This window comes from Streptomyces shaanxiensis, assembly GCF_039537145.1.
GTDB lineage: Bacteria > Actinomycetota > Actinomycetes > Streptomycetales > Streptomycetaceae > Streptomyces > Streptomyces shaanxiensis.
On the sequence record NZ_BAAAZY010000009.1, the window covers coordinates 79,276 to 92,185 of the forward strand.

Genomic DNA, 12,910 nt, shown 5'->3' on the forward strand with positions numbered 1-12,910 from the left:
GATGTCGTCACACGTGAGTACCAGCCCGAGGGTTCACAGCGCGGTGTCGGGCCCGTCGGCAGCCACGCTCGCCTCGAGATTCCACGCGCACTCCAGCACCGTTCCCGGCGCATTGCCGAGGTGGTAGCCGTGCCGGATCTCATCCCATTCCCCGATCAGGCGCTCCCATTCAGCTGGGGCGGCGGGTGCCGGAGCGGGTGGTGAAGCGTCGTCGTGCAGGTCTTCGACCGCGTCTGCGTTGGCCATGATCAGCGGATGGCATGCGGGTCTGACATCCAGGCAGGCACACCTCAGGGCGCTACCCGCCCCCGGAACCCCTCCGCGTCCCACGTCCCGAACAACCGGGGCGCCAGCCAACCCGGCGCCGCGACGCGGAAGTCGGCGGGCGCCAGCGCCCCCGCCCCCGTCGGCACCGCCCCCAGCAGCGGTGACCCCGCCACCTCCGGCAGATCCGCCACGTTGCAGCGTGACGCCAGATCCGGTGCCTCGGGCCAGCTGCCGATCACCACGCCCAGCAAGTCCAGCCGTCGGCCACGCAGTTCACGCGCGGTCAGCTCCGTCGTGTTCAGCGTGCCGAGGCCCGCCGACGCCACCACCAGGACCGGCGCCGCCATCAGCTCGGCGGCGTCCGCCAGCGTGCCGCCCGCCTCGTCGAACCGGACGAGCAGCCCGCCCGCCCCCTCCACCAGCACCAGGTCGTGCTCGGCGGCCAGCTTGGCGGCGGCGTCGGCGATCTCGTGCGGACGCACCGGCGGGCGGCCGGCCCGGCGCGCGGCCGTGGCTGGGGCCAACGGCTCGGGATAGCGGGCGACTTCCGCGGTCGTCACCGTGCCCGCGAGCCGCGCGACCTCCTCCGCGTCGCCGAGCTCGTGCGGCGTCACGCCCGTCTGCGCGGCCTTCAGCACCGCCACCGACCGGCCCGCCGCCACCGCGGCCGCGGCGACCGCGGCCGTCGTGACCGTCTTGCCGACCTCCGTGCCCGTGCCCGTGATCACCAGTACCGGCATGTCATCCCTCCCGCGCCGCCGCGCACACCGCGCGGGCGATCCGTGCCACGTCCGTGTCGCCCGTGACGTACGGCGGCATCGTGTAGACGAGGTCCCGGAACGGCCGCAGCCACACGCCCTCGCGCACGGCGGCCGCCGTCGCCGCCTGCATGTCGACGGGATGGTCGAGTTGGACGACCCCGATGGCGCCGAGGACGCGTACGTCCGCCACGCCCGGAATGTCCGCCGCGGCAGCCAGGCCGTCCCGCAGACCCTCCTCGATCCGCTTGATCTCGGCCAACCAGTCCTGGCCGAGCAGCAGCTCGATCGAGGCGCAGGCCACCGCCGCCGCCAGCGGATTGCCCATGAAGGTCGGGCCGTGCGCGAGCACCGGCACCTCGCCCCGCGAGATCCCGTCGGCCACACGGGACGTGCACAGCGTCGCCGCCATCGTCAGGTAGCCGCCGGTCAGCGCCTTGCCCACGCACATCACGTCCGGCGTCACCGCCGCGTGGTCCGCGGCGAACAGCGCGCCCGTGCGCCCGAACCCGGTCGCGATCTCGTCGAACACCAGCAGCACGTCGTGCGCGTCGCACGCCTCCCGCAGCACCCGCAGATACGCGGGGGAGTGGAACCGCATCCCGCCCGCGCCCTGCACGACCGGCTCGACGATCACGGCGGCCAGTTCGTCGGCGTGCCGCTCGATCAGCGAGCGCAGATGCTCGGCGTACGACTCCTCGTACTCCACCGGCGGCGGGTCCGCGAACACCTGGCGCTGGAGCACCCCGGTCCACAGCTCGTGCATCCCGCCCTCGGGGTCGCACACTGACATCGGCTGCCAGGTGTCGCCGTGGTAGCCGCCGCGCCAGGTCAGCAGCCGCTGCTTGCCGGGGCGGCCCAGCGAACGCCAGTACTGCAGGCACATCTTGACCGCGACCTCGACCGACACCGACCCGGAGTCGGCGAGGAAGACATGCTCCAGACCGTCGGGCGACATGTCGACAAGGAGCTTCGCCAGCCGTACGGCGGGCTCGTGGGTGAGCCCGCCGAACATCACATGGCTCATGCGGGACAGCTGTTCGTGCGCGGCCTCGTTGAGCACCGGGTGGTTGTAGCCGTGGATGGCCGACCACCATGACGACATGCCATCGACCAGTTCGCCCGAACCGTCCGCCGGCTTCAGCCGCACGCCGCTCGCCGACTCCACGACCAGCGGCTCGATGCGGCCGGGCATGGGGCCGTACGGATGCCAGACGTGCCGCCGGTCGAGCTCCAGCAGCTCGGGCACGCTCAGGTCGTGCATGGGGCGCGGGTCAGGCATTGGGCGCGAGGTCCGTTCCGGCGCCCCGGCGGCGTACCGCGACCAGGTCGGTGCGCGGCTCGCCGGCCGGCGCGGCAGCGGCCGTACCGCACACACCGCCACCCTCGTGCGACCCGCACCCGGCGCTCTCCTGCGACGCCCCGCAGCCCGCGCCCTCGTCGTGCGACCCGCACCCGGCGCCCTCGTGCGACCCGCACCCCGCACCTGCCTGCGACCCGCACCCGCCCCCGGCCGTCACCCGGTGCTCGGGCAGCGTCACCTCACCGGCGCCCTCCACCTCGAACCCGGCGTCCGCGATCATCTCCAGGTCGGCCTTGCCCGCCTGGCCCTCGCTGGTGAGGTAGTCGCCGAGGAAGATCGAGTTGGCCAGGTGCAGGGCGAGCGGCTGCATCGTGCGCAGATGGACCTCGCGGCCACCCGCGATCCGGACCTCGACGTCCGGGCACACGAACCGGACCATCGCCAGGATCCGCAGGCAGCGCTGCGGGGTGAGGTTCCACTCCTTGGCGAGCGGGGTGCCCTCGAAGGGGATCAGGAAGTTGACCGGCACCGAGTCCGGGTCCAGCTCGCGCAGCGAGTAGACGACGTCGACCAGGTCCTCGTCGCTCTCGCCCATGCCCGCGATGAGGCCGGAGCAGGCGGACAGCCCGGCCGCGTGCGCCTTCTGCACGGTGTCCACCCGGTCGGCGTACGTGTGGGTGGTCGTGATCTCCGCGTACGTGCCCTCGGAGGTGTTGAGGTTGTGGTTGTAGGCGTCCGCGCCCGCCTCGCGCAGCCGTTCGGCCTGGCCGTCGGAGAGCAGACCGAGACAGGCGCACACCTCGACGCCCTCGTTCTGGTCCTTGATCGCCTTGATGGTGTCGGAGACCCGGTCCACGTCCCGGTCGGTCGGGCCGCGCCCGGACGCCACCAGACAGACCCGCTTGGCGCCACCCGCCAAACCGGCGGCCGCGGCCTGGGAGGCCTCGTCGGGCTTGAGCCAGGTGTACTTGAGGATGCCGGCGGTGGAGCCGAGCCGCTGGGAGCAGTAGGAGCAGTCCTCCGGGCACAGGCCCGACTTGAGGTTGACGAGATAGTTGAGTTTCACCCGTCGGCCGAACCAGTGCCGGCGCACCTTTCCGGCCGCGGTCACCACATCGAGCAGGTCGTCGTCGGAAGTGGCGAGGACGGCCAAGGCTTCCTCGCGGGTCGGCAGCTCGCGCCGAAGCCCCTTGTCCACCAGCGTGTTCAGCAGGTCCATGGGAGCTGATCCTGACGTACGGAGGGGCTCCGAGCCAAGGAGACTTCGGACAACCCTGTCACTTCGATGTGTGGGTATTGCCACACCGTGGGTGGCGGATCGTGCGGCTAATGTCTGTGCACTGCCTACAAAAGCCCGGAGGAGCCATGGCGTTCGGCTGGATCGACGAGCAGGCGGAGCTGCGCCGCCGCGCCGGACTCGTACGGACGCTGCGCCCCCGCTCCGCCGACTCGCCGCTCCTCGACCTGGCGAGCAACGACTACCTGGGCCTGGCCCGCCACGCCGAGGTCACCGAGGGCGCGGCGCGGGCCGCGCAGGCGTGGGGCGGCGGCGCGACCGGGTCCCGGCTCGTCACGGGCACGACCGAACTGCATGCCGAGCTGGAGCGCGAGCTGGCCGACTTCTGCGGCTTCGAGGCGGCGCTGGTCTTCTCCTCCGGCTATGCGGCCAACCTCGCGGCGGTCACCGCGCTGGCGCCGCACGGCTCGCTGATCGTCTCGGACGCCGGCAACCACGCCTCGCTGATCGACGGCTGCCGACTGGCGCGCGGTACGACCCAGGTCGTCGCGCACGCCGAACCGGACGCCGTGCGCAAGGCGCTCCAGACGCATGACGGTCCCGCCGTCGTCGTGTCCGACACCGTCTTCTCGGTCGACGGCGACGCCGCACCGCTCGCGGGGCTCGCCGAGGCGTGCCGGGAGCACGGGGCCGGGCTGGTCGTGGACGACGCGCACGGGCTGGGCGTGCTCGGCGACGGCGGCCGCGGCGCCCCGCAGGCGGTGGGGCTGGCGGGAGCCGGCGACGTCGTCGTGACGGTCACGCTGTCCAAGTCGCTCGGCAGCCAGGGCGGCGCCGTCCTCGGCCCCGCCCGGGTGATCGACCACCTGGTCAACGCGGCCCGGACGTTCATCTTCGACACCGGTCTCGCCCCCGCGGCGACGGGCGCGGCCCTGGCGGCACTGCGGTTGCTGCGACGCGAGCCGGAGCGGGCGGCGCGGGCGCGCGCGGTGGCACGCGAACTCCACGCACGCCTGACCGCCGCGGGTCTGGAAGCGGTACGTCCGGACGCCGCGGTCGTCTCCGTGCGCGCGCCGTCCCCGGAGGGGGCCGTGCGCTGGGCGGCCGAGTGCCGGGCGGCGGGCCTCGCCGTGGGCTGCTTCCGTCCTCCTTCCGTCCCCGACGGCATCTCACGGCTGAGGCTGACCGCCCGCGCGGACCTCACCGAGGGGCAGATCGAACGCGCTGTACAGGTGATCCGCGAGACACGACCATGAGTCGGCGTGACACGGCCCTGCCCTCGCATCAGGCGGAACTGATCAGATCCGATCGGGACTGATCAGAATCCGGGACTGAACAGAAGTAGGGGCTGTCAGGACTGGAACGCGGCCGTGAACCCCGCCCAGCTCTCGGGGGAGAAGAGCAGCGCGGGCCCGGCCGGGTCCTTGGAGTCGCGCACGGCGAGCAGTCCGATCCAGGGACCGGAGCACGTCCGTGCCGTCTCGACGCAGTTGTTGGCTCCCGTGCTGTAGCTGCTGCGCAGCCATCGCGCACCGGTCAGAGCGGTGCTTGAGGTGACATTCCGAGGCAGTGCGGTCATGGTGCCTCCTTACGCGCCGCCGGCTAGCGCGGCGATGTAATCCAGCGATTCCTCGGGCGAAAGGGCGTGGATCCGAAGGGCGTTGAAGGCCTCCGTGTAAGCCCGGAGGTCTTCTTTCCGTTCGAGGTAGAGGCTACTCGTCAAGTGGTCGAGAACAACCACATCCAGATCAGAAGTGCTCGAAAATGAGAAGATAACGAAAGGCCCGGTGATGCCGATATGTTCACCGGCCTTGAACGGCAGGATCTGCAGCCTGACTTGGGGCAGACGCGCCGCCACCACCAGCTGCCCCAGTTGCCGCGCCATCACCTCGGGCCCGCCGATCTCCCGGTGCAGCACCGCCTCGTCGAGCACCGCGCTCAGTTGCAGCGGCGGATCGGCGTGCAGCACGTCCTGCCTGGCCAGACGGACCGCGACCAGTGCGTCGAGCCGTTCGTCGGCGGCGCCGGGTTCGTCGGCGAGTCCGCTCACCGCGGCCCGGGTCACCGCCCGGGCGTACTCGGGCGTCTGCAGCAGCCCGGGCACCACGGAGGTCTCCAGCGTGCGCATCGCGCTCGCCTGGGACTCCAGGCTGATGAAATCCCGGTACGTCGGCGGCAGCACTCCGCGGTACGCATGCCACCAGTGGTGCCGGTCGCCACCCTCGTCGGATCCCGCCAACACCAGGAGCAGCTCCCGTAGTTGGGTGTCCCGTACGCCGTACGCGTCGAGCAGTAACCGCACATCGGCCGGTTTCACCCCGCTGGCGCCGGTTTCGATCCGGCTCACCTTGGACTGGTGCCAGCCCACCAGCCGGGCCGCCTCACCACTGGTGAGCCCGGCACTGGTGCGCAACGCACGCAGTTCCGCGCCCAGTTTCCGGCGGCGTACCGCGGGGCCATGCTGCATGGGCAACTCCTTACTCCAACCGGGCCGCCCAAATACGGTCTGCCGTCGCAGAGTTCACCGCTTCGAGCGACAGATATATGCATATCTTGGTGGATCGGCACCCTGACGGCCCTGGTAATGGCAGTCTGGCGACGAAGCACCAGTCCGGGACCGTACTCGAACCATCCGCTCCGTGTCGGACTGCGGTCCCGTTGGGAAAGGGACGACGTCGCCATGGCAGATCACCTGGAAGCATCCGTCACTCTGCCGAGCGATCCCGCCTCGGTCTCCGCGGCCCGGGCCTACGTGGTCTCCACCCTCGCGGAGTGGGGACTGCCACCGGAGACCGAAGCGGCCGAGACCATCCGGCTGATCGTGTCCGAACTCACCACCAACGCCGTACAGCACACCCTGGGGCAGTCACCCACCTTCCGGGTGGACATCGAGCTCGACCGTGACGAACACCTGCGCATCGGGGTGACCGACAGCCACCCGCGGTTCCCCAAACGCCTGCCGGCCGCCGTCCAGCAGGACAACGGCCGAGGCCTGGTCATCATCCGCTGGCTGACCGCTGAGTGCGGCGGCAAGCTGAGGGTGCGGCCCACGCGGGAGGGCGGCAAGACCGTATCCATCGAGCTGCCGTGGATCGTGCCGGCGGCGGCGCCGGTGCAGGCGGCCGGCCAGCCGTAGCGCTCCGCTGGTTGCGCGGAACGGGTTGAGTTTCGTCTGCGGGTTCGTGGTGGCTGGTCGCGCCCATGCGGCGGAGCCGCATATCGACTCAGCCCCGCGCCCCTTGGGGGGCTGCGGAACCGCAGATGATGCCGCCAAGCCCGCTCAGGTCTGCCGGGCCCGGCCGAACGTGCCGCGCAGCAGCGCTCGGAAGGCGTCCGCCGCAGGTGCCGTCTCGTCGCTGCGGAAGGCGACCGAGACCGTACGGCGCAGGCGCCCGCCCTCCAGCGCCCGCACCCCGACCGGCGTGACCGACGTACGCGCCACCATCTCCGGTACGACCGCAACCCCGAGCCCCGCACTGGCCAGCGCGCACACCAGGAGGTAGCCCGGCGTCGGGACCAGTACCGAGGGCGTGGCCCCGGACCGGGCCAGCAGGGCCTCGACGCCGCGCCGTGCCGGAGCGTCCGGCGCCATGCTGATCAGGGGCTGCCCGGCGAGCTCGGTCAGCGGCAGACGTGCCGTCCCGCTGGTCAGGGCGTGGCCCGGAGCGGAGACCAGGACCAGCTCCTCGACGAGGATCGGCTCGATGCCGACGGCGGACGGGAGCGGGACCGGGTCGCCGGGCTCGTAGGCGTGGGTGAGGGCCAGATCGACCTCCCCGGCCGCGACGGCGGAGACACCGGCCGACGGTTCGTAGTCGGCGACCGTCAGCTCCACGTCCGGATGCGCCCGGCGGAAGGCGCTGAGGGCGGGCGGCAGCAGATGGATGCCGGCGGTCTGGAAGGTGCCCAGCCGGAGCGTCCCGCCCGACAGGCCGGTCAGCCGAGCCAGTTCCTGCCGGGCCCGCTCCAGTTCGTCGAGCACCCGCCGCGCCCGGGCCACCAGCAGCTCGCCCGCACCCGTCAGCCGCGCCCCGCGGTGGTGCCGGATCAGCAGGGCGGTGCCCGCCTCGCGCTCCAGCTTGGCCAGCTGCTGGGAGAGCGCCGGTGTGGTGTACCCGAGCCGTTCGGCGGCCCGGGTGATCGAACCCGCCTCCGCGACCGCCACCAGGGCGGCGAGGCGGGTCGGGTCGTACATGCGGGCTCCCTGTCTGCCGGTGACTGTCCGCCTATGACAGCCTTGACCTGGGCTGCCTTAACAAACGCTTTAGGGATCCCCAGAATATTCGACATACCTGCTGAAGGCTCCCGCACGGCACGCTGGCGGCATGGACGCTCAGCTCATCGCCTTCACCGGGGTCTCCGCCGGCCTGGTCGCCATGCCCGGGGCCGACTTCACCGTCGTCGTACGCAACGCCCTCGTCTCGCGCCGGGCCGGCATCGCCTGTGCGCTCGGGATCGGGGCGGGGCTGCTGGTCCATGTGACGCTGGCGGTGGTGGGAGTCGCCGCCGTTCTGGCCGCCGTGCCGGCGCTGTTCCGGGCGCTCCAGGTGGTGGGCGGCGTCTATGTGCTGTACCTGGGCGTCCAGACGCTGCGGCAGCGGCACACCGACGTGGCCGACCCACGTGAGGACTCCACCGCCCGACCGCTGCGGCAGGGCTTCGTGACCAACGCCCTCAACCCGAAGGCGTCCCTCACCTTCCTCAGCGTGCTGCCGCAGTTCGTGCCCGCGGGCGCTCCGGCGATGCCCCGGACGCTGCTGCTCGCTCTGATCGTCCTGGCGATCGCGACGGTGTGGTTCCAGGTCGTCGCCCTGCTGGTGGACCGGCTGGGCAGGTGGCTGCGCCGGCCGCGGGCCGCCCGCGCGGTCACGCTCGTCACCGGCGCCGCGCTGACCGCCTTCGGCGTGGCGCTCCTCGCCGGGCCGCTGTCGGCCCTCTGAGGTGCAGGGGCCCCGGGGGCGGTGACGGCGTGTCAGGCCGCCGCCACCGCCTCCGGGGAGGTCACTTGACCCGGCCGTACCAGACGCTCTTGGTCCAGATCTTCTGCAGTCTCACGACGTCCCCGCTCTTCGGGGAGTGCCAGATCTTTCCCTTCCCGGCGTAGATGCCGACGTGGTAGACGTTCGACCCCGAGTGGAAGAACACCAGGTCTCCGGCCTTGCGGTTGCCGGCGGAGATGTGGCGGGTCTTGTTGTACTGCTGGGACGCCGTACGGGGGAGCTTCTTGCCCGCCTTCTTGTACGAGTACAGCGTGAGCCCGGAGCAGTCGAACCTGTTCGGCCCGACGGCGCCCCACTTGTACGGGGAGCCCTTCTTCGAGGCCGCGACCTGAAGTGCCTTCGTCGCCGGCGTCGCGGCTTCGGCCTCGGAGGCGAAGCCGGGGGCGACCACGGTGCCGCCCACTGCGGCCAGGGTGAGAGCCGAGGCCGTACCGGCCCGGACCATGAGCGACGGGACACGATTGAGCGCAGTCATGCGCAACCCTTCGTCAGCCGCCTGTGAAGGATGACCTGTCGGATTCGGGCTGGCGAAGTTGCCCGGCCGCGTTGCCACGGCTTCACCCCAAGGGCTGCTCGGCTCGAACGAACGTCCGCTCCGGCGACCCGTCTTGCTTGGGTCCTCCACTCCTGCCGATCCACTCCTGTCGACCGGTCATCCGGGCGGCGGCAGGACTCGGCGTCCGCCCGGACCGCCCCGCCGCTGTGGCGGGGGCTTGTCGTCAGACAGGGATCTTGACGCACGGATGAGCGAAATGCCCAACGGAATCGGGGATTTGTGGGGTTACTCACCACTCACCCGTTCGGGTGGACGCCCTCGTGTCCGGGCGGGCGTCAGCTGCCCGACGAGCCTCGGACCAGCGGCGGAGCCTTTCATTCCGCCTTGCGGTCATACCTGTTGCGCAAGCTCGGCGGGCGTACAAAAGTACCGGCGACTACGCCGAAAGGGGGTACGCCGTTTGGTCCGTTTCAACGCCGTCCCGGACGCCCCGGCGGTGGGCCGAGGAGTCCGGATCCGGTCCGTACGTGCCGTCAACTGTCGGAGCGCGGCGGAACCGTGACACGAGCCGTGCGGCGCTCTCCGTCCAGCACACGCAGCGCACGCGCCAGCGTAGGAGCGTGCAGCTCCGTCTCACCGCGCTGATGCATCAGCGCCAGCGCGTCCCGGAGCTCGGCCGCCTTGCTGACCAGCGCCTGGGCGGCACGCAGTCCGCGGTAGGTGTCGCCGTGCTGCGCCGGGTTGATACGGCCGAGCAGGTCGACCACGTCGAGGTAACGGTCGATCAACTCCCCTTCCGCACGGGTCAGCGCGGGCAGCGGCGGCAATTCGGGTGGGAGCACCGGCCGATCACCTCCCCGTGGGCGGGGCGAGGGTGGCCTTGCGGCTGGGGATGATCCGGTCCACCAGCCCGTACTCCAGCGCCTCCTGGGCGCTCAGGATCTTGTCCCGCTCGATGTCCTCGCTCACCTGCTCACGGCTGCGGCCGGTGTGCCGGGCGAGCATCTCCTCCAGGCGGATCCGAGTGCGCGTCAGTTCGTCGGCCTGGATGGCCAGATCGCTTGCCTGGCCCTCGATCGGCTCGGGCAGTCCTGGCTGATGGATCACCACCCGGGCCCCCGGCAGCGCGAACCGCTTGCCCTCGGTGCCCGACGCGAGCAGCACCGCGGCGGCCGAACCGGCCTGGCCCAGGCAGATCGTCTCCACGTCACAGGTGACGTAACGCAGCGTGTCGTAGACAGCCGACATGGCGCTGAACGAGCCGCCGGGCGAATTGATGTACAGCGAGATGTCGCGGTCGGGGTCCTTGTGTTCCAGATACATGAACTGGGCCATCACGTCGTTGGCGGAGGTGTCGTCGATCGGCGTGCCGAGAAAGACGATCCGCTCCTCCAGCAGCTTCGAGTACGGGTCCTGCGTCTTGGTGCCGTAACTCGTGCGCTCGGTGAACTCGGGCAGTACATAGCGGGCGGACGGTCGGGTCATGGCTCGCGCCTCCCTTGCCGGGGTGCCTGTAAAAAATGTACAGGACGTACATGACGTAATGTAGGGAGCATGGCCTACGAGATTCCGGTGACGCAAGCCAGGGCTGAGCTCGCCGAACTGATCAATCGCGTGGTGTACGGCGGTGAGCGCGTCGTCGTGACGCGCCACGGAAAGCCCCTCGTCGCCCTTGTCTCCGCAGCTGACCTCGAGCGACTCGACGCCCTCGACGCGCCCGTCGAGGAGCAGGTGATCAGCTCGGTCTCCAGCGTCCGCGGGGTCGCTTCCGCTCCCCGCGAACGGCAGCGGTTCGGTATCGCGGCCGAGCATCGGGGGCCGGCGCCCTCCTAGACCCGGCTTTCGGGTCCGCCGAAACGACAGGACCGTGCACCCCCGTCCGCTACAGCGGGGGTGCACGGTCGGTTCGGTGTGACCGGGATGCGGGTCAGCCGACCGGGGTCAGTCCCTTGTCGAGTTCCTTGTCGATCGCGGGCCCGGTGCTCTTCGTACGTGACTTCATGGCGCTCCCGAGCAGTACGGCGCCCAGGCCCAGCGCGGCCCACCAGGTCAGTGTGAGGGCGGGGCCGGTCGCCGCGGCGCCGTCGAAGAAGGACACCGAGCGCAGCAGGCTCGCCCCCGCACCCGGCGGCAGCCACTGGCCGATCGTGCCGACCGGCTCGGGCAGCATCTGCGGGGCCGAGGACGCCCCGGAGAACGGGTTGCCGAGGAACATCACCACGAACGACACGACGCCGATGCCCGCGGGGCCGATCAGCGCGGCGAGCCCCGCGACGGCGGCGCTCACGGCCAGCGTCGACAGGGCGAACACCCCGGCCTCCGCCCACCAGTCGCCGGCGAGGACCTCCAGCCAGCTGTGCGCGAGAGCCGCAGTGATCACGCCGATCAGGGCGGCGGCGCCGACCAGGGCGCTCACGGCGCGGACGCCGCGCAGCCCGAGCAGGGTTACCGCGGCGCCGGCCGCCATGCCGGCCAGGGCGAGCGGCAGGACGCTCGCGTTCAGAGCTGCGCCGCGCGGGTCGGTCTCCGGGGCGGGGACCACGTCGACCGTCCTGATCTCGGCGCCCTCGGCGGCGGCCTGTCGCTCCACCGCCTGCTGGAGCAGCTGGGCGACCGTCGGGCTCGCGGCCGAGGCGGTCAGCAGCTTCGGCCCCTGGGTCGTGACCACGACCGCGCCGTATACGGTCCGGTCCTCGACGGCCTCCCGGGCGGCGGCCTCGTCGGCGTAGCGGTGGATCTCGAACGCGCCGTCCTGCCGGGCGAGCTGCCGCTCCACCTGGGCCGTGGCGGTGGGAGGTCCGGCCACGCCGAGCGGCAGGTCGCGGGGCGCGGTGCGGGCGGCCGGCCAGGCGAAGGCCCACAGGGCGAGTGCGGCGAGTACGGGGACGAGCACGACGACCGCGACCAGGCGCCGGGATGCGGTGCTCCTGGACGGAGTAGCGGACGGGGTGGGCATGGGGTCTCCCTCGGAAGGTCTCGGAGAGCGGGCGCCAAAAAGAAGGATCGTTCGTTTTACGGTTGCTCCCACCGTCCTGCCGATGTCGCTCCTTGTCAAGAAGGAATGTTCGTTTTACTTTGTGGACCATGGCCCGCGTATCCCAGGAACACCTCGACGCCCGCCGCCGGCAGATCCTCGACGGCGCCGCGCGCCTCTTCGCGCGCAACGGCTTCCACGCCACGTCGATGCAGGACGTGCTGAAGGAGGTCGACCTCTCGGCCGGTGCGGTGTACCGCTACTTCAGCGGCAAGGACGAGCTGATCGCCGCGATCGTCAAAGAGGTGCTCAAGGAGATCCACGCGGCCTTCGCCGACGTCACCCGGCAGAGCCCGCCCCCGCCGCCGGACATCCTGGTCGGCCTGGTCATGGGACGGACGCTCCGCGTCTGGTCGTCCCTGAACGTCGAGGGCGAACCGCTCTTCCCGCGGCTGATCATGCAGGTGTGGGCGGAGACCGTGCGCAACGAGGAACTGGCGCTCGTCCTCACGGACGTCTACACCGAGCTGCGCGAGAACTGGGTGGCGGCCGTCGAGGCGTACCAGGACGCCGGAATGATGGCATCGGACATCCCCGCGGACCATGTCGCGCGCACGATGATCGCCACCGTGCAGGGATTCGTGGCCCAGCAGGCGCTGTTCGGTGCGGCGCCGGTGGAGGTCCTGCAGAACGGTCTGCGCGGGCTGATGAGCATGCCGGCCCTGCGGCCGCAGGCCTGACCGGGTGCTAGAGGATCACAGCTCGGTTAACTTGCTTGAAATGCGGTCCAACTAGCCTGCCCATCCACGCCACCAGGGACTTTGCCGGGTGGCTGCGGCAACCGGACCCCGCACGGTCCGGAGCGAGGACTGTGA

General features: G+C 71.2%; 16 protein-coding genes and 1 riboswitch. Of the genes, 5 read left to right on the forward strand and 11 right to left on the reverse strand.

From position 1 onward, the window contains the following. Positions 1 to 33 precede the first annotated feature (33 nt). From ABD932_RS13400 to bioB, 4 genes are read right to left on the reverse strand one after another with little or no spacing between them, the layout of a single operon-like run. Positions 34 to 246: a hypothetical protein gene (locus tag ABD932_RS13400; RefSeq protein ID WP_345012132.1), complete on the reverse strand. Its 213-nt coding sequence runs from the start codon at positions 244 to 246 to the stop codon at positions 34 to 36. A 44-nt stretch (positions 247 to 290) separates the two neighbouring features. Continuing rightward, a complete protein-coding gene (bioD, locus tag ABD932_RS13405) occupies positions 291 to 1,007 on the reverse strand; it encodes a dethiobiotin synthase (protein WP_345012134.1) in 717 nt (238 codons plus the stop codon). 1 nt (position 1,008) lies between these two features. Further along, complete coding sequence (locus ABD932_RS13410) at positions 1,009 to 2,289, reverse strand: adenosylmethionine--8-amino-7-oxononanoate transaminase (RefSeq protein ID WP_345012136.1); 1,281 nt, start codon at positions 2,287 to 2,289, stop codon at positions 1,009 to 1,011. 10 nt (positions 2,290 to 2,299) lie between these two features. Next, a complete protein-coding gene (gene bioB / locus ABD932_RS13415; RefSeq protein ID WP_345012138.1) occupies positions 2,300 to 3,547 on the reverse strand; it encodes a biotin synthase BioB in 1,248 nt (415 codons plus the stop codon). A gap of 146 nt (positions 3,548 to 3,693) precedes the next feature. Here bioB and ABD932_RS13420 point away from each other — a divergent pair, with 146 nt between their 5' ends. Beyond that, on the forward strand, positions 3,694 to 4,821 hold the full coding sequence (locus ABD932_RS13420; RefSeq protein WP_345012140.1) for an 8-amino-7-oxononanoate synthase: 1,128 nt from the start codon (positions 3,694 to 3,696) through the stop codon (positions 4,819 to 4,821). A 95-nt stretch (positions 4,822 to 4,916) separates the two neighbouring features. Here ABD932_RS13420 and ABD932_RS13425 read toward each other — a convergent pair whose 3' ends face one another. Further along, positions 4,917 to 5,144 carry a DUF397 domain-containing protein gene (locus tag ABD932_RS13425; protein WP_345012142.1) on the reverse strand — a complete coding sequence of 76 codons (228 nt, stop codon included), beginning with the start codon at positions 5,142 to 5,144 and terminating at the stop codon, positions 4,917 to 4,919. A gap of 9 nt (positions 5,145 to 5,153) precedes the next feature. Continuing rightward, positions 5,154 to 6,032 (reverse strand): helix-turn-helix domain-containing protein, encoded by an 879-nt coding sequence (locus ABD932_RS13430; protein ID WP_345012144.1) that lies wholly within the window; start codon positions 6,030 to 6,032, stop codon positions 5,154 to 5,156. Positions 6,033 to 6,245: 213 nt separating this feature from the next. Here ABD932_RS13430 and ABD932_RS13435 point away from each other — a divergent pair, with 213 nt between their 5' ends. Beyond that, a complete protein-coding gene (locus tag ABD932_RS13435) occupies positions 6,246 to 6,701 on the forward strand; it encodes an ATP-binding protein (RefSeq protein ID WP_345012146.1) in 456 nt (151 codons plus the stop codon). A 144-nt stretch (positions 6,702 to 6,845) separates the two neighbouring features. Here the strand turns inward: ABD932_RS13435 and ABD932_RS13440 are convergent, their stop codons facing one another. After that, positions 6,846 to 7,760: a LysR family transcriptional regulator gene (locus ABD932_RS13440; RefSeq protein ID WP_345012148.1), complete on the reverse strand. Its 915-nt coding sequence runs from the start codon at positions 7,758 to 7,760 to the stop codon at positions 6,846 to 6,848. A 130-nt stretch (positions 7,761 to 7,890) separates the two neighbouring features. On the opposite strand from ABD932_RS13440, the gene ABD932_RS13445 reads away from it, so the two are divergent. After that, complete coding sequence (locus ABD932_RS13445) at positions 7,891 to 8,505, forward strand: LysE family translocator (protein WP_345012150.1); 615 nt, start codon at positions 7,891 to 7,893, stop codon at positions 8,503 to 8,505. 61 nt (positions 8,506 to 8,566) lie between these two features. Here ABD932_RS13445 and ABD932_RS13450 read toward each other — a convergent pair whose 3' ends face one another. The 3 genes from ABD932_RS13450 to ABD932_RS13460 form a co-directional block, all read right to left on the reverse strand. After that, positions 8,567 to 9,040 carry a C40 family peptidase gene (locus tag ABD932_RS13450; RefSeq protein ID WP_345012152.1) on the reverse strand — a complete coding sequence of 158 codons (474 nt, stop codon included), beginning with the start codon at positions 9,038 to 9,040 and terminating at the stop codon, positions 8,567 to 8,569. Positions 9,041 to 9,043: 3 nt separating this feature from the next. After that, positions 9,044 to 9,176: riboswitch (cyclic di-AMP (ydaO/yuaA leader) on the reverse strand. Positions 9,177 to 9,594: 418 nt separating this feature from the next. Beyond that, complete coding sequence (locus tag ABD932_RS13455; RefSeq protein ID WP_250080946.1) at positions 9,595 to 9,903, reverse strand: hypothetical protein; 309 nt, start codon at positions 9,901 to 9,903, stop codon at positions 9,595 to 9,597. Between the two features lie 7 nt (positions 9,904 to 9,910). Beyond that, positions 9,911 to 10,546 (reverse strand): ATP-dependent Clp protease proteolytic subunit, encoded by a 636-nt coding sequence (locus tag ABD932_RS13460; RefSeq protein ID WP_345012155.1) that lies wholly within the window; start codon positions 10,544 to 10,546, stop codon positions 9,911 to 9,913. Positions 10,547 to 10,615: 69 nt separating this feature from the next. On the opposite strand from ABD932_RS13460, the gene ABD932_RS13465 reads away from it, so the two are divergent. Next, on the forward strand, positions 10,616 to 10,894 hold the full coding sequence (locus tag ABD932_RS13465) for a type II toxin-antitoxin system Phd/YefM family antitoxin (protein ID WP_345012157.1): 279 nt from the start codon (positions 10,616 to 10,618) through the stop codon (positions 10,892 to 10,894). Between the two features lie 94 nt (positions 10,895 to 10,988). Here ABD932_RS13465 and ABD932_RS13470 read toward each other — a convergent pair whose 3' ends face one another. Continuing rightward, entirely contained in the window at positions 10,989 to 12,017 is a 1,029-nt protein-coding gene (locus ABD932_RS13470) for an ABC transporter permease (RefSeq protein WP_345012159.1), read from the reverse strand. 128 nt (positions 12,018 to 12,145) lie between these two features. On the opposite strand from ABD932_RS13470, the gene ABD932_RS13475 reads away from it, so the two are divergent. Then, positions 12,146 to 12,775, forward strand: a complete 630-nt coding sequence (locus ABD932_RS13475) for a TetR/AcrR family transcriptional regulator (RefSeq protein ID WP_345012161.1) — start codon at positions 12,146 to 12,148, stop codon at positions 12,773 to 12,775. Positions 12,776 to 12,910 lie beyond the last annotated feature (135 nt).

Bases quoted from the DNA above. Each gene is read 5' to 3' on its own strand.
- ABD932_RS13430 (WP_345012144.1), bottom strand. From the start codon at position 6,032: ATGCAGCATGGCCCCGCGGTACGCCGCCGGAAACTGGGCGCGGAACTG.
- ABD932_RS13400 (WP_345012132.1), bottom strand. From the start codon at position 246: ATGGCCAACGCAGACGCGGTCGAAGACCTGCACGACGACGCTTCACCA.
- ABD932_RS13470 (WP_345012159.1), bottom strand. From the start codon at position 12,017: ATGCCCACCCCGTCCGCTACTCCGTCCAGGAGCACCGCATCCCGGCGC.
- ABD932_RS13440 (WP_345012148.1), bottom strand. From the start codon at position 7,760: ATGTACGACCCGACCCGCCTCGCCGCCCTGGTGGCGGTCGCGGAGGCG.
- ABD932_RS13410 (WP_345012136.1), bottom strand. From the start codon at position 2,289: ATGCACGACCTGAGCGTGCCCGAGCTGCTGGAGCTCGACCGGCGGCAC.
- ABD932_RS13460 (WP_345012155.1), bottom strand. From the start codon at position 10,546: ATGACCCGACCGTCCGCCCGCTATGTACTGCCCGAGTTCACCGAGCGC.
- ABD932_RS13425 (WP_345012142.1), bottom strand. From the start codon at position 5,144: ATGACCGCACTGCCTCGGAATGTCACCTCAAGCACCGCTCTGACCGGT.
- bioD (WP_345012134.1), bottom strand. From the start codon at position 1,007: ATGCCGGTACTGGTGATCACGGGCACGGGCACGGAGGTCGGCAAGACG.
- ABD932_RS13435 (WP_345012146.1), top strand. From the start codon at position 6,246: ATGGCAGATCACCTGGAAGCATCCGTCACTCTGCCGAGCGATCCCGCC.
- ABD932_RS13450 (WP_345012152.1), bottom strand. From the start codon at position 9,040: ATGACTGCGCTCAATCGTGTCCCGTCGCTCATGGTCCGGGCCGGTACG.
- bioB (WP_345012138.1), bottom strand. From the start codon at position 3,547: ATGGACCTGCTGAACACGCTGGTGGACAAGGGGCTTCGGCGCGAGCTG.
- ABD932_RS13475 (WP_345012161.1), top strand. From the start codon at position 12,146: ATGGCCCGCGTATCCCAGGAACACCTCGACGCCCGCCGCCGGCAGATC.
- ABD932_RS13420 (WP_345012140.1), top strand. From the start codon at position 3,694: ATGGCGTTCGGCTGGATCGACGAGCAGGCGGAGCTGCGCCGCCGCGCC.
- ABD932_RS13465 (WP_345012157.1), top strand. From the start codon at position 10,616: ATGGCCTACGAGATTCCGGTGACGCAAGCCAGGGCTGAGCTCGCCGAA.
- ABD932_RS13445 (WP_345012150.1), top strand. From the start codon at position 7,891: ATGGACGCTCAGCTCATCGCCTTCACCGGGGTCTCCGCCGGCCTGGTC.